The organism is Pseudomonas sp. BP01 (assembly GCF_022760795.1).
GTDB classification, from domain to species: Bacteria; Pseudomonadota; Gammaproteobacteria; order Pseudomonadales; family Pseudomonadaceae; genus Aquipseudomonas; species Aquipseudomonas putida_Q.
Window position 1 is genome coordinate 17,863 of sequence record NZ_JAFBKA010000026.1, and the last position, 16,689, is coordinate 34,551.

Below are 16,689 nucleotides of genomic sequence, written 5' to 3' on the forward strand. Positions count from 1 at the left end.
CCTCGCTCGCCCATGCGTTGCCTGATGTTCGTTTGCCTGCTGATCTGCAGCCTGCCCTCATTGGCCCTCGACCGTTCCCGGGTTGAGGGTTACCTGCTGCCCAATGGCCTGCAGGTCATCCTGAAAAACGGCTACGAACGTGACCACGTAGCAATCCGCCTGGTGGTCGGGGTGGGCCTGGACGACTTCGGCTGCGAGCAGAAAGAGCTGCCGCACCTGCTTGAGCATCTGCTGTTCAGCGGCATCGACGAAACAGGCGAGGGCGGCCTGGAAGAACGCCTGCAAGCGCTGGGCGGCGAGTGGAATGCCTACACCAGCAGCGCCGACACCACCTTCGTCATCGAAGCACCGGCGCGCAACCAGCGAAAGGTCCTCGACCTGCTGCTGGCGGTCATCCGCGACACCCCTATCGATGCCAAGGCCTTGGCCACCGCCAAGCGCATCATCGAACGCGAAGATGGCGGGCACTATGGCCACCTGCAGCGCTGGCTCGACCGCCAGGATATCGGCCACCCCGCCAGCGCCCAGCTAGCGACCGAGCTGGGCCTGAAATGCCCGGAGCGCTCCAATATCGACGACATGACCCTGGAGCAGGTGCAGGCTTTGCGTGACCGCTGGTACGCGGCCAACAACATGACCCTGATCATGGTCGGTGGCCTCGACCGCCTGCTACCGGCCTACCTGGAGCGGACCTTTGGCGAGCTGCCCGCCACTGAACCGGAAGAACGCCGCAACCTTGAAAGCATCACCCACCAGGCGGAGCAGCGGCGCGACCTGACCCGCGGCTGGCTGGGCGATAGTGTGAAGCTGCACTGGCTGTTCATCGAGCCCGTGCTGGACAACGACCACCAGGCTACCCTCGACCTGCTGTCGCGCTATCTCGACTGGGCGCTGTACGACCAGCTGCGCCTGCGCAACGGGCTGTCGTACGGCCCCTCGGTGCAGCGTGAGAGCTTTGGCGACACTGGCCTGCTCAGCCTCAATGCGGACCTTGAGCGCGATGACATCGACAAGGCAGTCAAGGTGATGCAGGCCCTGTTCGACCATCTGCGCAAGGAAGGCCTCGACCCGGACACCTTCGCCCGTATCAAGGACGCCAGCGTGGCCAAGGAAAGCTGGAGCACCCAAGGCAACAGCGCCCTGGCCGACTACTATTGGGGGGCGCTGAACGACTATACCGACGGGCGCTTTGCCAACCCGGTGCGCAAGCTGCGCCAGGTCAGCCTTGAACAGGCCAACCAGGCGCTGAAAGAACTGCTCAAGGAAGATGGCTATGTGCGCATCGAGAAGCCGTTGCTTGGCTATGACGAGCTTTACGGGCTGGTCGCCTTGCTTGTGGGGCTGATTCTGGCGGCAGGGTTGCTGCGCTGGCGCCGGCCAGGACCTGAGCGGCCGAGTGGTGCTACACGGCAGCGGTGAATCGGCGGTATCCTTTTGCCAGTACCAGCCCCTTCGCGGGCGTTATCGCCGAACCCTGTGGGAGCGGGCATGCCCGCGAAGGGCCCGTACAGCCACCTCATCCTTTCTGTTGTAGCCCCCCATGCCCCAAATCCCCCATATCGTCCAGCGCATCATCGAACTGCTCAAACGCTACCCTGGCATCATCGCGCTCGGCGGTTTCCTCTCCGGCATCGGCAGCTTCATCCTGGTCGACCGCCAGGCCGGCCTGGCCAGCTGGGTTGCCGTGCTCATGCTGGTCAGCTGGGTCTGGCTGATGCTGGAAAACACCCTCACCGGCCTGTTTGCGCGCACCTTCAACCGCGAAATCCCGCAGCCGTTGCTGCGCTACGCGACGCAGATGATCCACCAGGAAACGCTGTTCTTCGTGCTGCCGTTCTTCTTCATCACCACCACCTGGAACAGCGGCCAGCTGGTGTTCACCGGTTTGCTAGGTGCTGCGGGCCTGATTTCGATCATCGATCCGCTGTACTACAAATGGCTGGCACCGCGGCGCTGGCTGTTCCTGGCGCTGCACACCCTCACGCTGTTCGCCGCCCTACTGACCGCGCTGCCCATCATCCTGCACCTCACCACCGCGCAAAGTTTCAAGCTGGCCTTGATCGCGGCCATGGCGCTGTCGTTCCCCAGCCTGGCCAGCAGCTTCCCGATCAACAACTGGCGCCGCGCCGTGGCGCTGGTACTGGTTACCCTGTCGGTCGGTGCCGGGGGCTGGCTGCTGCGCTCCTGGGTACCGCCGGCAACCCTGTGGATGACCGAGGTGGCGGTGAGCACCGAAGTGCTGAACCGCCAGCCAGGCGAGTCGCTGGACGAGATTGCCGCCAGCCGCATCCGCAGCAGTGGCCTGTATGCCTACACCGCCATCAACGCGCCACGCGGCCTGAACGAGCGGATCTACCATGTGTGGCAAAAGGACGGCAAAGAGGTCGACCGCATCGCCCTGGACATCCACGGGGGGCGCAAGGAAGGCTACCGCGCCTGGACCCACAAACAGAACTTCCCGCCAAACCCGGTGGGCAAGTGGCAGGTGAGGGTGCTGACCGAAGATGGCCAGGTGATCGGCGTGCTGCGCTTCAAGGTGGTTGACGATGCACCGGCACAGTAATTGAAACGGGGGCGCTATGCGCCCCAGGGCATCAACACACAGCACATAATCACCAAACAGCCCAGGCCCGCTGCGCTATGATCAGCCCCTAAGCCTTAGCGCCGAGTCAATTGCATGGAGCCTATGACCACCCCCAGCGCCACCCTGGACGCCAGCAGCCAACCGGCCTGCCTGCGCATAACCGGTGACTGGACCCTGGCGCACTACGCCAGCCTCAAGCGCGAGAGCGAGCAGCTGCGCGCGCAATTCACTGCCGACACCGTCGCAGACCTCAGCCAGCTGGGCCGCCTGGACACCGCCGGGGCCTCGCTGCTGACCGAGCTGCTCGGCTCCGAGCGCCTGTCACACTGTACTCAGGACCTGCCCGAAGCCAGCCGCGCGCTGCTCAAGAACGTGTACTGCTCGGTCCAGGACTACTGCATCCCGGTCAAGGAGCCCGAGCGCAACGTACTGATGCTGCTGCTGGAACGCATCGGCCGCGCCGTCGCCACATTGTGGCAGGATTCCATGCAGTTGCTCGGCTTCATCGGTGTCATCCTCGAGACCCTGCTGCGCCGCGCCCTGACACCGCACCGCTGGCGCCTCACGCCTGTTGTGGCATATATCGAGCAGACCGGGCTGGACGCGGCCCCCATCGTCGCGTTGCTGACCTTTCTGGTAGGCGCGGTGGTGGCCTTCCTCGGTGCCACGGTGCTGGCAGCGTTCGGTGCGACCATTTTCACTGTCGACCTGGTGGCGTTCTCGTTCCTGCGCGAGTTCGCCGTGCTGCTGACCGCCATCCTCATGGCCGGCCGCACTGCCAGCGCCTTCACCGCGCAGATCGGCTCGATGAAGGCCAACGAAGAAATCGACGCCATCCGCACCCTGGGCCTGAACCCAATGGAGCTGCTGGTGGTGCCACGGGTACTGGCACTGCTGATTTCGCTGCCCTTGCTCACCTTCATCGCGATGATCTGCGGCATTGTCGGCGGCGCGGTGGTATGCGCCCTGTCGCTGGATATCTCGCCGGCCATGTTCCTGTCGCTGCTGCAAACCGATATAGGCGTGCAACACTTCCTGGTGGGCTTGGCCAAGGCGCCGTTCTTCGCCTTCCTGATCGCCGCCATCGGCTGCCTCGAAGGCTTCAAGGTCAGCGGCAGCGCCGAATCGGTGGGCGCACACACCACCTCTGCGGTGGTGCAGTCGATTTTCGTGGTCATCGTGCTGGACGCCGTGGCCGCCCTGTTCTTCATGGAGATGGGTTGGTGAATGACCGGGAAAAAGTGATCGAAGCCCGCGGCATCTGCAACCGCTTCGGCCGCCAGGTTGTGCATGAAAACCTTGACCTTGACCTGTACCGTGGCGAAATCCTGGCCGTGGTCGGTGGTTCGGGCAGCGGTAAATCGGTACTGCTGCGCAGCATCATTGGCCTGCGACGGCCCAATGAGGGGCTGATCAAGGTGTTCGACCAGGACCTTGCCGGCCTGGGCGAAGAACAGCGCTCGCTGGTGGAACGGCGCTTCGGCGTGCTGTTCCAGAAGGGCGCGCTGTTCTCTTCGCTGACCGTCACCGAGAACGTGGCCTTGCCGTTGATCGAACACGCCGGGCTGTCCCGCGCCGATGCCGAGCACCTGGCCGGCGTGAAGCTGGCCTTGGCCGGGCTGCCAATCTCGGCCGCCGACAAGTACCCATCCTCGCTGTCAGGGGGCATGATCAAGCGTGCAGCGCTGGCCCGCGCCCTGGCCCTGGACCCGGACATCCTGTTCCTCGACGAGCCCACCGCCGGCCTGGACCCGATCGGCGCCGCCGCGTTCGACCAGTTGATCCTGACGCTTCGCGATGCACTGGGCCTGTCGGTGTTCCTCATCACTCACGACCTCGACACCCTGTACACCATTACCGACCGCATCGCGGTGCTGTCGCAGAAAAAGGTCCTGGTGGCCGGCCCGCTGGCCGAGGTCGAACAGACCAACGACGCCTGGATTCAAGAATACTTTCACGGCCCACGCGGGCGCGCCGCCGAGCAGGCCGCCACCCGTGCCGGGCAGGAGCGCTGAGCAATGGAAACCCGAGCCCATCACGTCCTTATCGGCCTGGTCACCGTCCTGGTGGTGGCTGGTGCCATGCTGTTCGGCCTATGGCTGACCAAGTCCAGTGTCGATGACGCCTTCAAGGATTACGAAGTGGTGTTCAACGAAGCCGTTTCCGGCCTGTCGCGCGGCAGCCCGGTGCAGTACAACGGCATCAAGGTGGGCGATGTATCCACCCTGCGACTGGACCCGAAAGACCCGCGCCGGGTACTGGCCAGGGTGCGCTTGAGCGGTGACACCCCGGTGAAAGAAGACACCCAGGCCAAGCTGACCCTGGCCGGCGTGACGGGCAACTCGTTCATCCAGCTCAGCGGCGGCACCCCGCACAGCCCTGAACTGAAGGGCAAGGACGGCAAGCTGCCAGTGATCATTGCCTCGCCGTCGCCCATCTCGCGCCTGCTCAATGACAGCAGCGACCTGGTCACCAACATCAACCTGCTGCTGCACAACGCCAACCAGATGTTCTCCGAGGACAACATCGGCCACCTCAGCAGCACCCTGGCCAACCTCGACAAGACCACGGGTGCCTTCGCCGGCCAGCACGGCAGCATCGCCCAGGCCATCGAGCAACTGGTGCAGGTGGGCAAGCAGGCCAGTGCCACGTTGGCCGAAACCCAGGCACTGATGCGCAATGCCAACGGCCTGCTGGCCAGCGATGGCAAGCAGGCAATCGGCAGTGCCGAACAGGCCATGCAGTCACTGGCCGAAAGCACTGCCACCATCAACAACTTGCTGAAAAACAACAGCGAGGCCATCGGCGACGGCGCCCAGGGCCTGAACCAGCTCACCCCAGCCATTCGCGAGCTGCGCGAAACCCTCAACGCGCTCAAAGGCATTTCCCGGCAACTGGAGGCAGACCCGAGTGGCTACCTGCTCGGCCGCGACAACAACAAGGAGTTCCAGCCATGAAATCGTCGTTGCGCCTGCTGGCCCTGGCGGCCGCGCTGAGCCTGGCCAGTGCCTGCTCGATCCTGCCCAAGACCGAACCGGTCGACCTCTATCGCCTGCCGGTAAACCAGCCCAGCCGCACGGCGGCGCCGCTGGACTGGTCCTTGCGCCTGAACAAGCCGCTGGCCAGTGAAGTGCTGGCGGGGCCGCGCATTGCCGTCATCCCCCAGGGCGATGTGGTCAGCAGTTACAAGGGCGCGCGCTGGAGCGATGCGGCCCCTGTGCTGCTGCGCAACCGCCTGCTCGATGGTTTCCAGCGTGACGGCCAGGTGCAGCGCCTGAGCGCCGACGACAGCAACCTGCAGGCCGATTATGAGCTGGCTGGCGAGCTGCAGGCGTTTCAGAGTGAATACCGCCCGGGCGGGGCGGTGGAGGTGGTGATCCGCTACGATGCGCGCCTGGTCCAGGGGCGCGACCAGCGCATTCTGGCCAGCAAGCGCTTCGAGATCCGCCAGCCGCTCGCTGACAAGCAAGTGTCAGCGGTGGTCGCCGGCTTTGGTCAGGCCAGCGACCAGCTGGTGGGGCAGGTGGTGAGCTGGACCATTGTCCAGGCCAACCAGGCTCAGCTGAAGGTTCAGGCGAAGAACCAGTAGCAGACGAAGATCGCCGCGATCACCCCGGACAACTCGGCCAGCAGTGCGCAACCCACCGCATGGCGCACGCGCTGGATGCCCACGGCGCCAAAGTACACAGCCAGTACATAGAAGGTGGTTTCGGTGCTGCCCTGAATCGTCGCCGCCACCAGGGCGGGGAAACTGTCCACGCCTTGGGTCTGCATGGTCTCGATCAGCATGGCCCGAGCTGCGCTGCCTGAGAACGGCTTGACCAACGCGGTGGGCAGGCCCTCGACGAAGCGGGTGTCCAGGCCCATCCAGTTCACCGCATGGCGAATACCGTCCAGGGCCAGCTCCAGGGCACCAGACGCGCGCAGCACACCCACCGCCACCAGCATCGCCACCAGGTAGGGCAGCAGGTTCTTGGCCACATCGAAGCCTTCCTTGGCCCCTTCGACAAAGGCTTCATACACCTTCACCCGCTTCAGGGCACCAATCACCAGGAACAGCATGATCACGCCAAACAGCGTGAGGTTGCCCAGGATCGACGACAGGCTGGCCAGCGCGGCGGCCGACAAGGTGCCAAGAAAGGCCATGAAGCCTCCCAGCAGCAAGGCGCCGGGGATGAAGTAGGCAAGCACCACAGGGTCCCACAGGCGCAAACGCTGCATCACTGCCACCGACAGCAGGCCGACCAGGGTCGAGACGCTGGTCGCCAGGAGGATTGGCAGGAACACCATGGTCGGGTCGGGCGCGCCCTGCTGGGCCCGGTACATGAAGATGGTGACCGGCAGCAGCGTCAGCGACGAGGCGTTAAGCACCAGGAACAGGATCTGCGCGTTGCTCGCGGTGGTGCTGCTGGGGTTCAGCTCCTGCAGCGCGCGCATGGCCTTCAGGCCGATCGGCGTGGCGGCGTTGTCCAGGCCCAGGCCGTTGGCTGCAAAGTTCATGGTGATCAGGCCAAGGGCCGGGTGGCCGGGCGGCACTTCCGGCATCAGGCGGGCGAACAGCGGGCCCAGCACCTTGGCCAGCCATTCGACGATACCGGCCTTCTCGGCGATCTTCAGAAAGCCTAGCCACAGGGTCAGTGTGCCGAACAGCAGCACCATCACCTCAACCGACAGCTTGGCCATGGCGAAGATGCTTTCGACCATTGCCGCGAAGATGCCAGCGTTGCCGCCTACCAGCCATTGGGCCAGGGCGGACACCGCCGCCACCAGGAAAAAGCCAAGCCAAAGGCCGTTGAGCATCCGCGTGTACCCCCTGAAAAATGCCCGAATGATAGCGTATCGCAGCCCCTCACTGGCGATCGCAGCCCTGACACAGGAGCTTGGGGGAGCGGGCATGCCCGCGAATCAGCTAACGCGGTAGATGGCACCGGCGTTGCCGGTGTTCGCGGGCATGCCCGCTCCCACAAAGGCCCCAACGTTTCACAGACAACAAAAAGCCCCGACAGGTCGGGGCTCTTTATCAATCAGCGGTCAGGCTCAGCGCTTGGCGGTTTCGCCAGCGATGACAGCTTCCTTTTTGTCGGCCATCAGCGAGGCGTAGTACTTCTCGCCCTTGGCCGCGTCGTACATGCCTTCCCAGCGAGCGATGACCAGTGCAGCCAAGGCGTTGCCCACCACGTTCAGTGCGGTACGGGCCATGTCCATGATGCGGTCGACACCGGCGATGAAGGCCAGGCCTTCCAGCGGGATGCCCACGCTGCCCAGGGTGGCCAGCAGGACCACGAACGATACGCCCGGTACGCCCGCGATACCTTTGGAGGTGACCATCAGGGTCAGCACCAGCAGCAGCTGCTGGCTCCACGACAGGTCGATACCGTACAGCTGGGCGATGAAGATGGCCGCGATGCTCTGGTACAGGGTCGAACCATCAAGGTTGAAGGAGTAGCCGGTCGGTACCACGAACGAGCAGATCGACTTCGGCGCGCCGTACTTCTCCATCTTCTCGATCACGCGCGGCAGCACGGTTTCGGAGCTGGAGGTGGAGTAGGCCAGGATCAGCTCATCTTTCATGATGCGCATGATCTTGATTACCGAGAAGCCGAACACGCGGGCGACCAGGCCCAGCACCATGAAGGCGAAGAAGGCGATGGCGAAGTACACCAGCAGCACCAGCTTGGCCAGCGGCAGCAGCGAGCTGAAGCCGAAGTTGGCCACGGTGACGGCGATCAGGGCGAACACGCCGATCGGTGCGTAGTTCATGATCATGTGGGTGACCTTGAACATGGTTTCCGATACAGCCTGGAAGGTACGTACCAGCGGGTCGCGCAGTTCTGCCTGCAGGCTCGAAAGGCCCAGGCCGAACATTACCGAGAAGAAGATGATCGGCAGCATTTCGCCACGCATCAGCGCTGCGAAGATGTTCGACGGGATCAGGTTGAGCAGGGTTTCGATGAACGCGTGCTCATGCTGCACCTCAGCCGCAGTGGCCTGGTACTTGGAGATATCCACGGTACCCAGGGTGCTCATGTCGATGCCGGCACCCGGGTGGAACAGGTTGGCCAGCACCAGGCCCACGACGATGGCGATGGTGGTCACCACTTCGAAGTAGATGATGGTCTTCAGGCCGATGCTGCCCAGTTTCTTCGCATCGCCTACCCCGGCGATACCCACGATCAGCGACGAAATCACGATCGGGACGACGATCATCTTGATCAGGCGAATGAAGATGTCACCAGCAGGCTGAAGGACGTTGCTGATCCACCATGCCTTTTCTGCACTGAAATGATTCAGTAGCGCGCCGATTGCAACACCCAGCACCAGACCGATAACGATCTGCCAGGCGAGGCTCAGTTTTGCCTTCTTCATGTCTTTACCCTTTGTTCTAGTGGTCATGGCACCTGGCGGATGCACACGTAACAAAGCCATTGGCAAGGTCACGTACAGCAGAAGATTCCGTCCGGCGACTTCATGTAAGGACACCGCAGGCGAGCGACAGGGCGCTCTGGCCAGCGAAAAAGGCGGCAACTATTGCGACGGCAAGGGGCGAAAGCTAATGCCGGAAACGCATACCCCATACCGTTTATGCATATCGATTTGCACGAAAAGAGGGCGTCCGCAAGTGCTTGATTTATAACGTTCGGAATCCCGAACAAGACCAAACCGCCAGATTTCGGCAGATTTGACGGTACACAAAGGGCGAAGAAGATGGCTTGTTCGACAATCCGAATGGCGTAAATGCCACTTGTAGAAGCAGCCAGGAGCTCGAAAAAAATTTGATGTACGGTCGAGACAAAATGTGTCTCAGGGGAAAAAACGCGCAAGGAAAGCGACGTTTCCTACAGGGCTCCTCGGAAGTCAGGTCTGCCAAGGTATCCCTGTGACACCGCAGACCTGATACTTCCGATTCCGCCTTTCCTGACCCGGCCCATCGCTGGAGGCACTCCCTGTACCCCTAGGCCACTCCGATCCTGTAGCAATCAGAACAGCCCGACCCCTTGGTCATGTGCTGCCCCTCCTCGGGGCGGCGCATCATAGAAGGCTGAACTATAGAAAGGTTCAGCTTCTATTACGTGACAGTCGGTGACCTTTCATCCGTACCCGCAACAAAATGCTCAGTACCAGTTCGGGTCACGCTTGAGCTGCTCCTGCAGCATCGCCTTCATGCCGTCGTCGGGTTCGCCCAGCCAACGGTACTGCGCATGGCGCGTGGGCGACTTGTCGCTCGGCAAACCTTCGGGTACCTCCACGAGCATCCCGTAGGCATCGTCCTTATCCCAGCTGAAGGCAACGATCAGGCGCTTGTAGGTGCACTTGTCCTGGGCCTCGCACAGAGGGCCGACCAAGTACTTGTCGCCGTCTTCGGTAACGGCAGACATCTGCTCTTGGGCACTGCCGGTCAGATTGACCACCCAATCGGGCAGGCGTTCCTCGCCCTTGATCGTGTCCTGCCAGGCTTCCCGGTACTCCGGGTCCGAGCCGAGCAACTGATCGACCCGGACCTGGCCGTCATTGGCCGCCATCGCCGCCGCACTGCCACCCAGTAACAGGGCGGCAGCCAGGGCTGTAGAAAGCTTCCTGCCCATCTTCAACCTCGTCCACGTCCAAAGAAGAAGGAGGCTACGAACAGCACCAGGAAGACAATGAACAGGATCTTCGCGATACCCGTCGCAGCGCCGGCGATACCACCGAAGCCCAGAACGGCAGCGACAATGGCGATGATGAGGAAAGTGATAGCCCAGCTCAGCATGGTGGTTCTCCTTTCTTTTTGCGGAATAGATCCGGCCGGTGGGTCAGAAAACCCAACGGTCCTGGGGTACGACATTTTCCAGGGTGGCCGGTGAAACAGTGGCCTGGCCAGCTGGCAGCCGGTCAGCGGCCTGGACCAGGGTATTGGCACGAGTTGCCTGAATCTGCGTCAACAGGGCAGTCTGAGCTGCCACTTGCTCAGCCAGGCGCGCTGTCTGCCAGCTGTAATAAAAGAGGCCAGCGGCCAAAGTCAGCAGCAGCGCCATGCCAAGTGTCAGCATCTGGCGCAATGGCAGTGCGGCGATCTGCGAGCGGTTGACGGATTGGCGGTTCATGCCGGCTCCTCCTGCTGTAATTTTTGTTCAAACCTGAACAGGTAATTGCAGCCTGCATGCCAGCCTTGTGATTTAAATAAATTCCTTATAAATCAATGGTTTAACTAGACGGCAAATGGACGCCAAGCACGTATCCTGCACGATGGCGCCTGTGGGGTCGTGCGAATTGCACGATCAGCCTTCCACCTTGGTCGCCACCTTGAGCAAATCGGCGTCCACCCCGCGTACACCGATGATCTGCCGGGCGATCTCCACGGCGATGGTTTTCTGCTCAGCGCTGACCACCTCGCCCGACAGCCGCACCATGCCCGCTTCGCTGGCCACTTTCAGGTTCAGGCCATCGAGGTTGCGGCTGAAGCGGTAGCTGTTCTGGATCTTGTCGACGATCCAGCTGTCACTCGGCTGCGGCCCGGTTGGCGCCCCCACCGGCGTTTCCCGCGCCTTGGCCATGGCGGCGGTATCCAGGCTGACCAGGTTGTTGACCAGATGCACGCCGTCGGTCGTACGCGCCACCACGCCCGCCAGCTCCTTGGCTTCGGCACTGTCAACCCTGCCGCGCAACGTCACCACGCCGTCACTGCTTTGCACTTCTATGGGTGCTTTTTCGGTTGTACGGCTCCACAGCAGCCGGGCACGGATCACCGCCGCCAGGGTGGCGTCCTCCAGGCGCTGGGCGTAGGCACGCAGCTCCAGCGGGCGCTCAACCAGTTGGGCGTTGACCTGCAGCTGGTTTTCCACCTGTTCGATGCCCCGGGTGGCCCGGGCTATATCTTCGGCCAGCTGCCGCTCGACCTCGTTCTCCACCTCACCCGAAAGCCGCGCCTGCTTGCCGTCCACTTCTACCTTGATACGAAACGGGTCGAGCATGCGGTTCAGTGACAGTGCGGTTTGCAGCGCGCCTTCCAGCCGCGCGTCCTGTACAGGGTCGGCGAAAGCCGGGGTAAAGATTGGCAGCAGGGTGGCTGCCAGAACGGCTGTACGTAGGGAAAAGGGCATGGCAGTGCCTCCTTCGTAGGCAAAATCTGAAAATCATCGCAACCAATGTGCCAGCGCATGTCTCTAAGCAAATCATTGGAAAATCGCGGTCTGTAGGCATCGTTTGGCCATTGGCTAGCATGCAAAGGACAGAATCCTTCAGAATGGACCATGCAACTTGCCCGATTTTTCCCACACTAAATAAAGATCTATCCCTAAGGAGCACAGGAAATGGAGTCAGCCCAGGACAAGCAAGGCCGCATTCTGCTGGTGGATGACGAGTCCGCGATCCTGCGCACCTTCCGCTACTGCCTGGAGGACGAGGGCTACAGCGTGGCCACGGCCAACAGCGCCGCCCAGGCCGAAACCTTGCTGCAGCGCCAGGTGTTCGACCTGTGCTTCCTCGATTTGCGCCTGGGCGAGGACAACGGCCTGGACGTACTGGCGCAGATGCGCATCCAGGCCCCGTGGATGCGCGTGGTGATCGTCACCGCGCATTCGGCAATCGACACTGCGGTAGACGCGATCCAGGCCGGCGCTGCCGACTATCTGGTCAAGCCGTGCAGCCCTGACCAGTTGCGCCTGGCCACCGCCAAGCAACTGGAGGTGCGCCAGCTTTCTGCGCGCCTGGAAGCCCTGGAAGGTGAAGTGCGCAAACCCAAGGACGGCCTCGACTCCCATAGCCCGGCCATGATGGCGGTGCTGGAAACCGCCCGCCAGGTTGCCACCACCGACGCCAACATCCTCATCTTGGGTGAGTCCGGTACCGGTAAAGGCGAGCTGGCCCGGGCCATCCATGGCTGGAGCAAGCGTGCACGCAAAGCCTGCGTGACCATCAACTGCCCGTCGCTGAACGCCGAGTTGATGGAAAGCGAACTGTTCGGCCATACCCGCGGCGCCTTCACCGGCGCCAGCGAAAGCACACTGGGGCGAGTCAGCCAGGCGGACGGTGGCACGCTGTTCCTTGACGAGATCGGCGATTTCCCGCTGACCTTGCAGCCCAAACTGCTGCGCTTCATCCAGGACAAGGAATACGAGCGCGTCGGCGACCCGGTTACCCGGCGTGCCGATGTGCGGATTCTGGCCGCCACCAACCTGAACCTCGAAGAGATGGTGCGCGAAAGCCGCTTCCGTGAAGACCTGCTGTATCGCCTGAACGTCATCACACTGCACCTGCCCCCCCTGCGCGAGCGCAGCGAGGACATCCTTACCCTGGCCGACCGTTTCCTTGCCCGCTTCGTCAAGGAATACTCCCGCCCCGCTCGCGGGTTCAGTGACGAGGCGCGCTCGGCCCTGCTCAACTACCGCTGGCCCGGCAACATTCGCGAACTGCGCAACGTGGTGGAACGGGCCAGCATCATCTGCCCGCAGGAGCGTGTGGAAATCAGCCACCTGGGCATGGGCGAACAACCCGCCGGCAATGCCCCGCGCGTGGGCGCCGCACTGAGCCTGGATGAGCTGGAGCGCGCCCATATCGGCGCTGTGCTGGCCGCCAGCGATACCCTGGACCAAGCCGCCAAGACCTTGGGCATCGATGCCTCCACCCTGTACCGCAAACGCAAGCAGTACAACCTATGAAGTGGCCACCCATGAAGCTGCGCACGCGGCTTTTCCTCAGCATCTCGGCGCTCGTGACCGTGGCCTTGCTTGGGCTGCTGCTGGGCCTGGTCAGCGTGCTGCAGATGGCCACCGTGCAACAGCAGCTGGTGCGCGAGACCACCCATGCCCTGGAAGTGGGGCTGAAGTTGCGCCAGAACCTGGGCGAACAGCTGACCCTGATGCTTGATGAAGACACCGCCCCGGAAAGCCTGCGGCTGCTGCAGGAAAACTTCCAGGCCTTGCTCAATCAAGGGCTGGAGCAAGGCGGTGAGCGCACCGGTTTCAGCAAGGCCAGCAGCAATTACCAGGCCTTCCTCCAGGCCTATCGCGACAGCGCCGCACCCGCTCGCAGCATGGGGGTGGATGAGCCGCTGGGGGCCGCGTTCAACCAGGTGCGCAGCGACCTGATCGATTCCCACAGGCAGGCACTGGACCTGATCACCCGTAGCGAGGAACGCACCCGTGACCGCGCCTTGCTGGTCAGTGGTGTCCTCGGCCTGATGGGCCTGGTGGTGCTGGTACTGGGCTTTATAACCGCGCACAACATCGCCCGGCGTTTCGGCCAGCCGATCGAAGCCTTGGCCAAGGCGGCCGACCAGCTGGGCAAAGGCAACTTCGACGTCACCTTGCCGGTCACTCAGGCTTCCGAGCTCAACCAGCTGACCCGCCGCTTTGGCCTGATGGCCGATGCTTTGCGCAAGCACCAGGCCACCAATGTGGACGAGCTGCTCGCCGGCCAGCAGCGGCTGCAGGCCGTGCTCGACAGCATCGACGACGGCTTGCTGATCATCGACCGCCAGGGCCGCCTCGAGCACCTCAACCCGGTGGCGCAGCGCCAGCTTGGCTGGAACGACGGCCGCGTGGGCAGCAGCCTGGCCGAAGCCCTGCAACGCCCCGAGCTTGAGCAACAGCTGCGCCAGGTACTGCGCGGCGGCAGCCTGGACCGCCCACCTGACGACCTGAACATGGAGGTTGATGAAGAATCACGCCTGCTCACCTACAGCCTGACCCCCGTCAGCCACCCGCAAGGGCCGATCCTTGGCGCAGTGATGGTGCTGCACGATGTGACCGAGCAAAGGGCCTTCGAGCGGGTGCGCAGCGAATTCGTGCTGCGCGCCTCCCACGAACTGCGCACCCCGGTGACGGGCATGCATATGGCCTTCGGCCTGCTGCGCGAGCGGGTCAAGTTCCCGCCCGAGGCTCGTGAGAACGACCTGCTGGAAACCATCGGCGAAGAAATGCAGCGCCTGACCCAACTGATCAACGACCTGCTCAACTTCTCCCGCTACCAAAGCGGGCTGCAGAAACTCGACCTGGCCCCCTGCGCCCTGGACGAACTGCTGGAGCGGGCGCAACTGCGCTTTGCCGAGCAGGCAGCACACAAGCAGATCGAGTTGATCAAGGAACTGGAACTGCCGCTGCCACGCCTTCAGGCCGATGCCGCCCAGTTGGATCGGGTGCTGGACAACCTGCTGCACAACGCCATCCGCCATACCGCCAATGGCGGGCGGATCCGTCTGCATGCCCGGCGGCATGCGGAGCGGGTCATCATCAGCGTCGAGGACAACGGTGAGGGCATTGCCTATGGGCAGCAAGGGCGCATCTTCGAGCCCTTCGTGCAAGTAGGCCGCAAGAAAGGCGGCGCCGGGCTGGGGCTGGCGTTGTGCAAGGAGATCGTGCAGCTGCATGGCGGGCGCATGGGTGTGTTTTCCCGCCCGGGGGAGGGCACGCAGTTCTACATGGCGTTGCCCGTTTGAGTTTCGCCTGCACCGACCTCATCGCCGGGCCGGAATCACTCAGTGGTCAACCCGTCGCGGCAAGTGCCCGCGAGTGACCAGCTCGGCAAATTGCCGAGCGTTCAGAGGCCGGGCAAACAGCCAGCCCTGGCCATAGTTGACCCCTTCGCTGTTCAGCAGAACCGCTTGGTCCTCGAACTCGATACCTTCGGCAATCACCCGCAGGTGCAGGTCATGGGCCATGCGGATGATATGCGGGGCAACGCCGCTGCTGGCGGCATCGTGGCCCAGGGCATCAATGAACGCCTTGTCGATTTTCAGGCAGTCCACCGGCAAGGTCTGCAGGTAGGCCAGGCTGCAATAACCGGTACCAAAATCATCAATCAGCACCTGATGCCCCACGGCGCGAAGCGCCTGCAGGTTGTCGCGGGCTACCACCACGTCGATCAGCCCACGCTCGGTCACCTCGAAGGCTATCTGGCTGGGCGCCACGCGATGCAAGGCCAACAGGCGCGCCGCCACCCGGCCAATGCGAGGCACCATCACATCGCATGCCGCCAGGTTTATCGATATGTACAACTTGGGGTGCGAGCGCAGTAGCTGCCCTAGCTGTTCAAGCACACGTTGCAGGACAAAATCGGTGATCTGGCGAATCTGCCCGGTGTTCTCCGCCAGCGGAATGAACAGGTCCGGGCTGGTCAGGGTGCCGTCCGGGCGACGCCAGCGCACCAGGGCCTCGGCACCCACGCAACGCCGGCTGTCGAGCTCGATGATTGGCTGATAAAGCACCTGTAGCTCGCCACGCCGTAAGGCATGCTGCAACTCCGAGCTCATCGACCGTCGTTGCAGGATCAGCTGGAGTACCAGCCAACCGATGCAGCAGGCTGCCAGCACGCTACCGGGGAACAGCAACCAGAGCATGCCGTTCATCCTCAGCGGCAGGCTCGCCCTGGGCGCTATCAGCACAAGCTGGTAATCCGGCGACTTGGTCGGCATTCGGTAGATCAGCCGGTCACTGAGTTCCAGCAGTGACTTGTGGCTGTTCGACCATGCGGAGGGCGGTGGCCATACCTGAGGCGGGCCGAGCACCGGTATGGCCCGGGCGCCGTTATCCAGCACCACCACCAGGCTGCCGCCCGGGGGCAGGTCGACCACATCGGTCAGGTGCCCGCGCGAGGTGGAGACCACGAACTTGCCCCGGCCCAACATCAGTGCAGCCAGGTTCTCGTTCGGTTCGGTGGTGGTGTTCAACCAGTAGCTGTAGGTCGGCCCCTGGATATCGGGTGCCCGCAAAGGTTCGAACGCCCGCTCATCGCCACGGTTGGAGCAAGCGACATTGCCATCTACATAAGCTGCTTCATAAATGAAACGAGAACTCAGGCCAACCTGCTGCAACGCCGCCAGCATCTCCGGGCTACAGCCACGCAAGGGCTGCGCCTGCAACAGGTCCACCCCTTCTCGCAACTGGCCAAACACTTGCTCGAGGCGGTCGAGAAAACGCTCGCCCTGGGCGTTCATCTGTTCGCTCTCGCTTTGCTTCATCTGTTGCAGGGCAATACCGATGCTGGCAGAGAGCAACAGGGCGGCACTGGCCAGCGCTGCCAAAGTGGCCAGCATCCAGGGACGGTAAAAAATTTGGCGCAGCAGGGTGATGATGGCAGACATCAAAGGCATCCAGTTGATAACTAAGGTATAGCAACTGAATTGAGAATCA

The 16,689-nt window shown here is 62.8% G+C and carries 15 protein-coding genes; 8 read left to right on the plus strand and 7 right to left on the minus strand.

From position 1 onward, the window contains the following. Nucleotides 1-12 precede the first annotated feature (12 nt). From JOY50_RS21000 to JOY50_RS21025, 6 genes are all read left to right on the plus strand, one after another. Nucleotides 13-1,419, plus strand: coding sequence for a pitrilysin family protein (locus JOY50_RS21000; RefSeq protein WP_132846344.1), 1,407 nt, complete (start codon nucleotides 13-15; stop codon nucleotides 1,417-1,419). Nucleotides 1,420-1,540: 121 nt separating this feature from the next. Next, nucleotides 1,541-2,563 carry a DUF5924 family protein gene (locus tag JOY50_RS21005; RefSeq protein WP_019473453.1) on the plus strand — a complete coding sequence of 341 codons (1,023 nt, stop codon included), beginning with the start codon at nucleotides 1,541-1,543 and terminating at the stop codon, nucleotides 2,561-2,563. Between the two features lie 114 nt (nucleotides 2,564-2,677). Continuing rightward, nucleotides 2,678-3,811 (plus strand): ABC transporter permease, encoded by a 1,134-nt coding sequence (locus JOY50_RS21010; protein ID WP_243055764.1) that lies wholly within the window; start codon nucleotides 2,678-2,680, stop codon nucleotides 3,809-3,811. After that, nucleotides 3,808-4,599 carry an ABC transporter ATP-binding protein gene (locus tag JOY50_RS21015; protein WP_019473455.1) on the plus strand — a complete coding sequence of 264 codons (792 nt, stop codon included), beginning with the start codon at nucleotides 3,808-3,810 and terminating at the stop codon, nucleotides 4,597-4,599. Before JOY50_RS21010 ends, JOY50_RS21015 begins: the two co-directional genes overlap by 4 nt. A 3-nt stretch (nucleotides 4,600-4,602) precedes the next feature. Beyond that, entirely contained in the window at nucleotides 4,603-5,541 is a 939-nt protein-coding gene (locus JOY50_RS21020) for an MlaD family protein (RefSeq protein ID WP_132846341.1), read from the plus strand. After that, a complete protein-coding gene (locus tag JOY50_RS21025) occupies nucleotides 5,538-6,173 on the plus strand; it encodes an ABC-type transport auxiliary lipoprotein family protein (RefSeq protein ID WP_243055765.1) in 636 nt (211 codons plus the stop codon). Before JOY50_RS21020 ends, JOY50_RS21025 begins: the two co-directional genes overlap by 4 nt. On the opposite strand, the gene JOY50_RS21030 is transcribed toward JOY50_RS21025, so the two are convergent. The 6 genes from JOY50_RS21030 to JOY50_RS21055 form a co-directional block, all read right to left on the minus strand. Continuing rightward, nucleotides 6,155-7,384 (minus strand): nucleoside recognition domain-containing protein, encoded by a 1,230-nt coding sequence (locus tag JOY50_RS21030; RefSeq protein WP_019473458.1) that lies wholly within the window; start codon nucleotides 7,382-7,384, stop codon nucleotides 6,155-6,157. The two genes, JOY50_RS21025 and JOY50_RS21030, sit on opposite strands and share 19 nt — an antisense overlap. Nucleotides 7,385-7,621: 237 nt before the next feature. Further along, nucleotides 7,622-8,950, minus strand: a complete 1,329-nt coding sequence (gene gltP, locus JOY50_RS21035) for a glutamate/aspartate:proton symporter GltP (protein WP_132846339.1) — start codon at nucleotides 8,948-8,950, stop codon at nucleotides 7,622-7,624. 746 nt (nucleotides 8,951-9,696) lie between these two features. Next, nucleotides 9,697-10,167, minus strand: coding sequence for an inhibitor of vertebrate lysozyme family protein (locus JOY50_RS21040; RefSeq protein WP_019472448.1), 471 nt, complete (start codon nucleotides 10,165-10,167; stop codon nucleotides 9,697-9,699). Between the two features lie 2 nt (nucleotides 10,168-10,169). Continuing rightward, entirely contained in the window at nucleotides 10,170-10,331 is a 162-nt protein-coding gene (locus JOY50_RS21045) for a DUF1328 domain-containing protein (protein WP_003252966.1), read from the minus strand. Between the two features lie 43 nt (nucleotides 10,332-10,374). Then, nucleotides 10,375-10,665 (minus strand): hypothetical protein, encoded by a 291-nt coding sequence (locus JOY50_RS21050; RefSeq protein ID WP_019472447.1) that lies wholly within the window; start codon nucleotides 10,663-10,665, stop codon nucleotides 10,375-10,377. Between the two features lie 174 nt (nucleotides 10,666-10,839). Further along, entirely contained in the window at nucleotides 10,840-11,661 is an 822-nt protein-coding gene (locus tag JOY50_RS21055) for a BON domain-containing protein (protein ID WP_019472446.1), read from the minus strand. 210 nt (nucleotides 11,662-11,871) lie between these two features. On the opposite strand from JOY50_RS21055, the gene algB reads away from it, so the two are divergent. Together algB and JOY50_RS21065 are read left to right on the plus strand one after the other, a co-directional pair. After that, on the plus strand, nucleotides 11,872-13,218 hold the full coding sequence (gene algB, locus JOY50_RS21060; RefSeq protein ID WP_019472445.1) for a sigma-54-dependent response regulator transcription factor AlgB: 1,347 nt from the start codon (nucleotides 11,872-11,874) through the stop codon (nucleotides 13,216-13,218). Continuing rightward, the gene (locus JOY50_RS21065; protein WP_243055766.1) at nucleotides 13,215-14,996 is read left to right on the plus strand and encodes a KinB sensor domain-containing domain; all 1,782 of its coding nucleotides are present in this window, start codon (nucleotides 13,215-13,217) and stop codon (nucleotides 14,994-14,996) included. The genes algB and JOY50_RS21065 overlap by 4 nt, the downstream gene beginning before the upstream one ends. A gap of 39 nt (nucleotides 14,997-15,035) precedes the next feature. On the opposite strand, the gene JOY50_RS21070 is transcribed toward JOY50_RS21065, so the two are convergent. Next, nucleotides 15,036-16,640, minus strand: a complete 1,605-nt coding sequence (locus tag JOY50_RS21070; RefSeq protein WP_019472443.1) for an EAL domain-containing protein — start codon at nucleotides 16,638-16,640, stop codon at nucleotides 15,036-15,038. Nucleotides 16,641-16,689: the final 49 nt, after the last annotated feature.

Coding starts and splice junctions, on each gene's coding strand:
- JOY50_RS21055 (WP_019472446.1), bottom strand. CDS start 11,661: ATGCCCTTTTCCCTACGTACAGCCGTTCTGGCAGCCACCCTGCTGCCA.
- JOY50_RS21045 (WP_003252966.1), bottom strand. CDS start 10,331: ATGCTGAGCTGGGCTATCACTTTCCTCATCATCGCCATTGTCGCTGCC.
- JOY50_RS21010 (WP_243055764.1), top strand. CDS start 2,678: ATGGAGCCTATGACCACCCCCAGCGCCACCCTGGACGCCAGCAGCCAA.
- JOY50_RS21020 (WP_132846341.1), top strand. CDS start 4,603: ATGGAAACCCGAGCCCATCACGTCCTTATCGGCCTGGTCACCGTCCTG.
- JOY50_RS21050 (WP_019472447.1), bottom strand. CDS start 10,665: ATGAACCGCCAATCCGTCAACCGCTCGCAGATCGCCGCACTGCCATTG.
- algB (WP_019472445.1), top strand. CDS start 11,872: ATGGAGTCAGCCCAGGACAAGCAAGGCCGCATTCTGCTGGTGGATGAC.
- JOY50_RS21000 (WP_132846344.1), top strand. CDS start 13: ATGCGTTGCCTGATGTTCGTTTGCCTGCTGATCTGCAGCCTGCCCTCA.
- JOY50_RS21070 (WP_019472443.1), bottom strand. CDS start 16,640: ATGTCTGCCATCATCACCCTGCTGCGCCAAATTTTTTACCGTCCCTGG.
- gltP (WP_132846339.1), bottom strand. CDS start 8,950: ATGAAGAAGGCAAAACTGAGCCTCGCCTGGCAGATCGTTATCGGTCTG.
- JOY50_RS21030 (WP_019473458.1), bottom strand. CDS start 7,384: ATGCTCAACGGCCTTTGGCTTGGCTTTTTCCTGGTGGCGGCGGTGTCC.
- JOY50_RS21040 (WP_019472448.1), bottom strand. CDS start 10,167: ATGGGCAGGAAGCTTTCTACAGCCCTGGCTGCCGCCCTGTTACTGGGT.
- JOY50_RS21005 (WP_019473453.1), top strand. CDS start 1,541: ATGCCCCAAATCCCCCATATCGTCCAGCGCATCATCGAACTGCTCAAA.
- JOY50_RS21065 (WP_243055766.1), top strand. CDS start 13,215: ATGAAGTGGCCACCCATGAAGCTGCGCACGCGGCTTTTCCTCAGCATC.
- JOY50_RS21025 (WP_243055765.1), top strand. CDS start 5,538: ATGAAATCGTCGTTGCGCCTGCTGGCCCTGGCGGCCGCGCTGAGCCTG.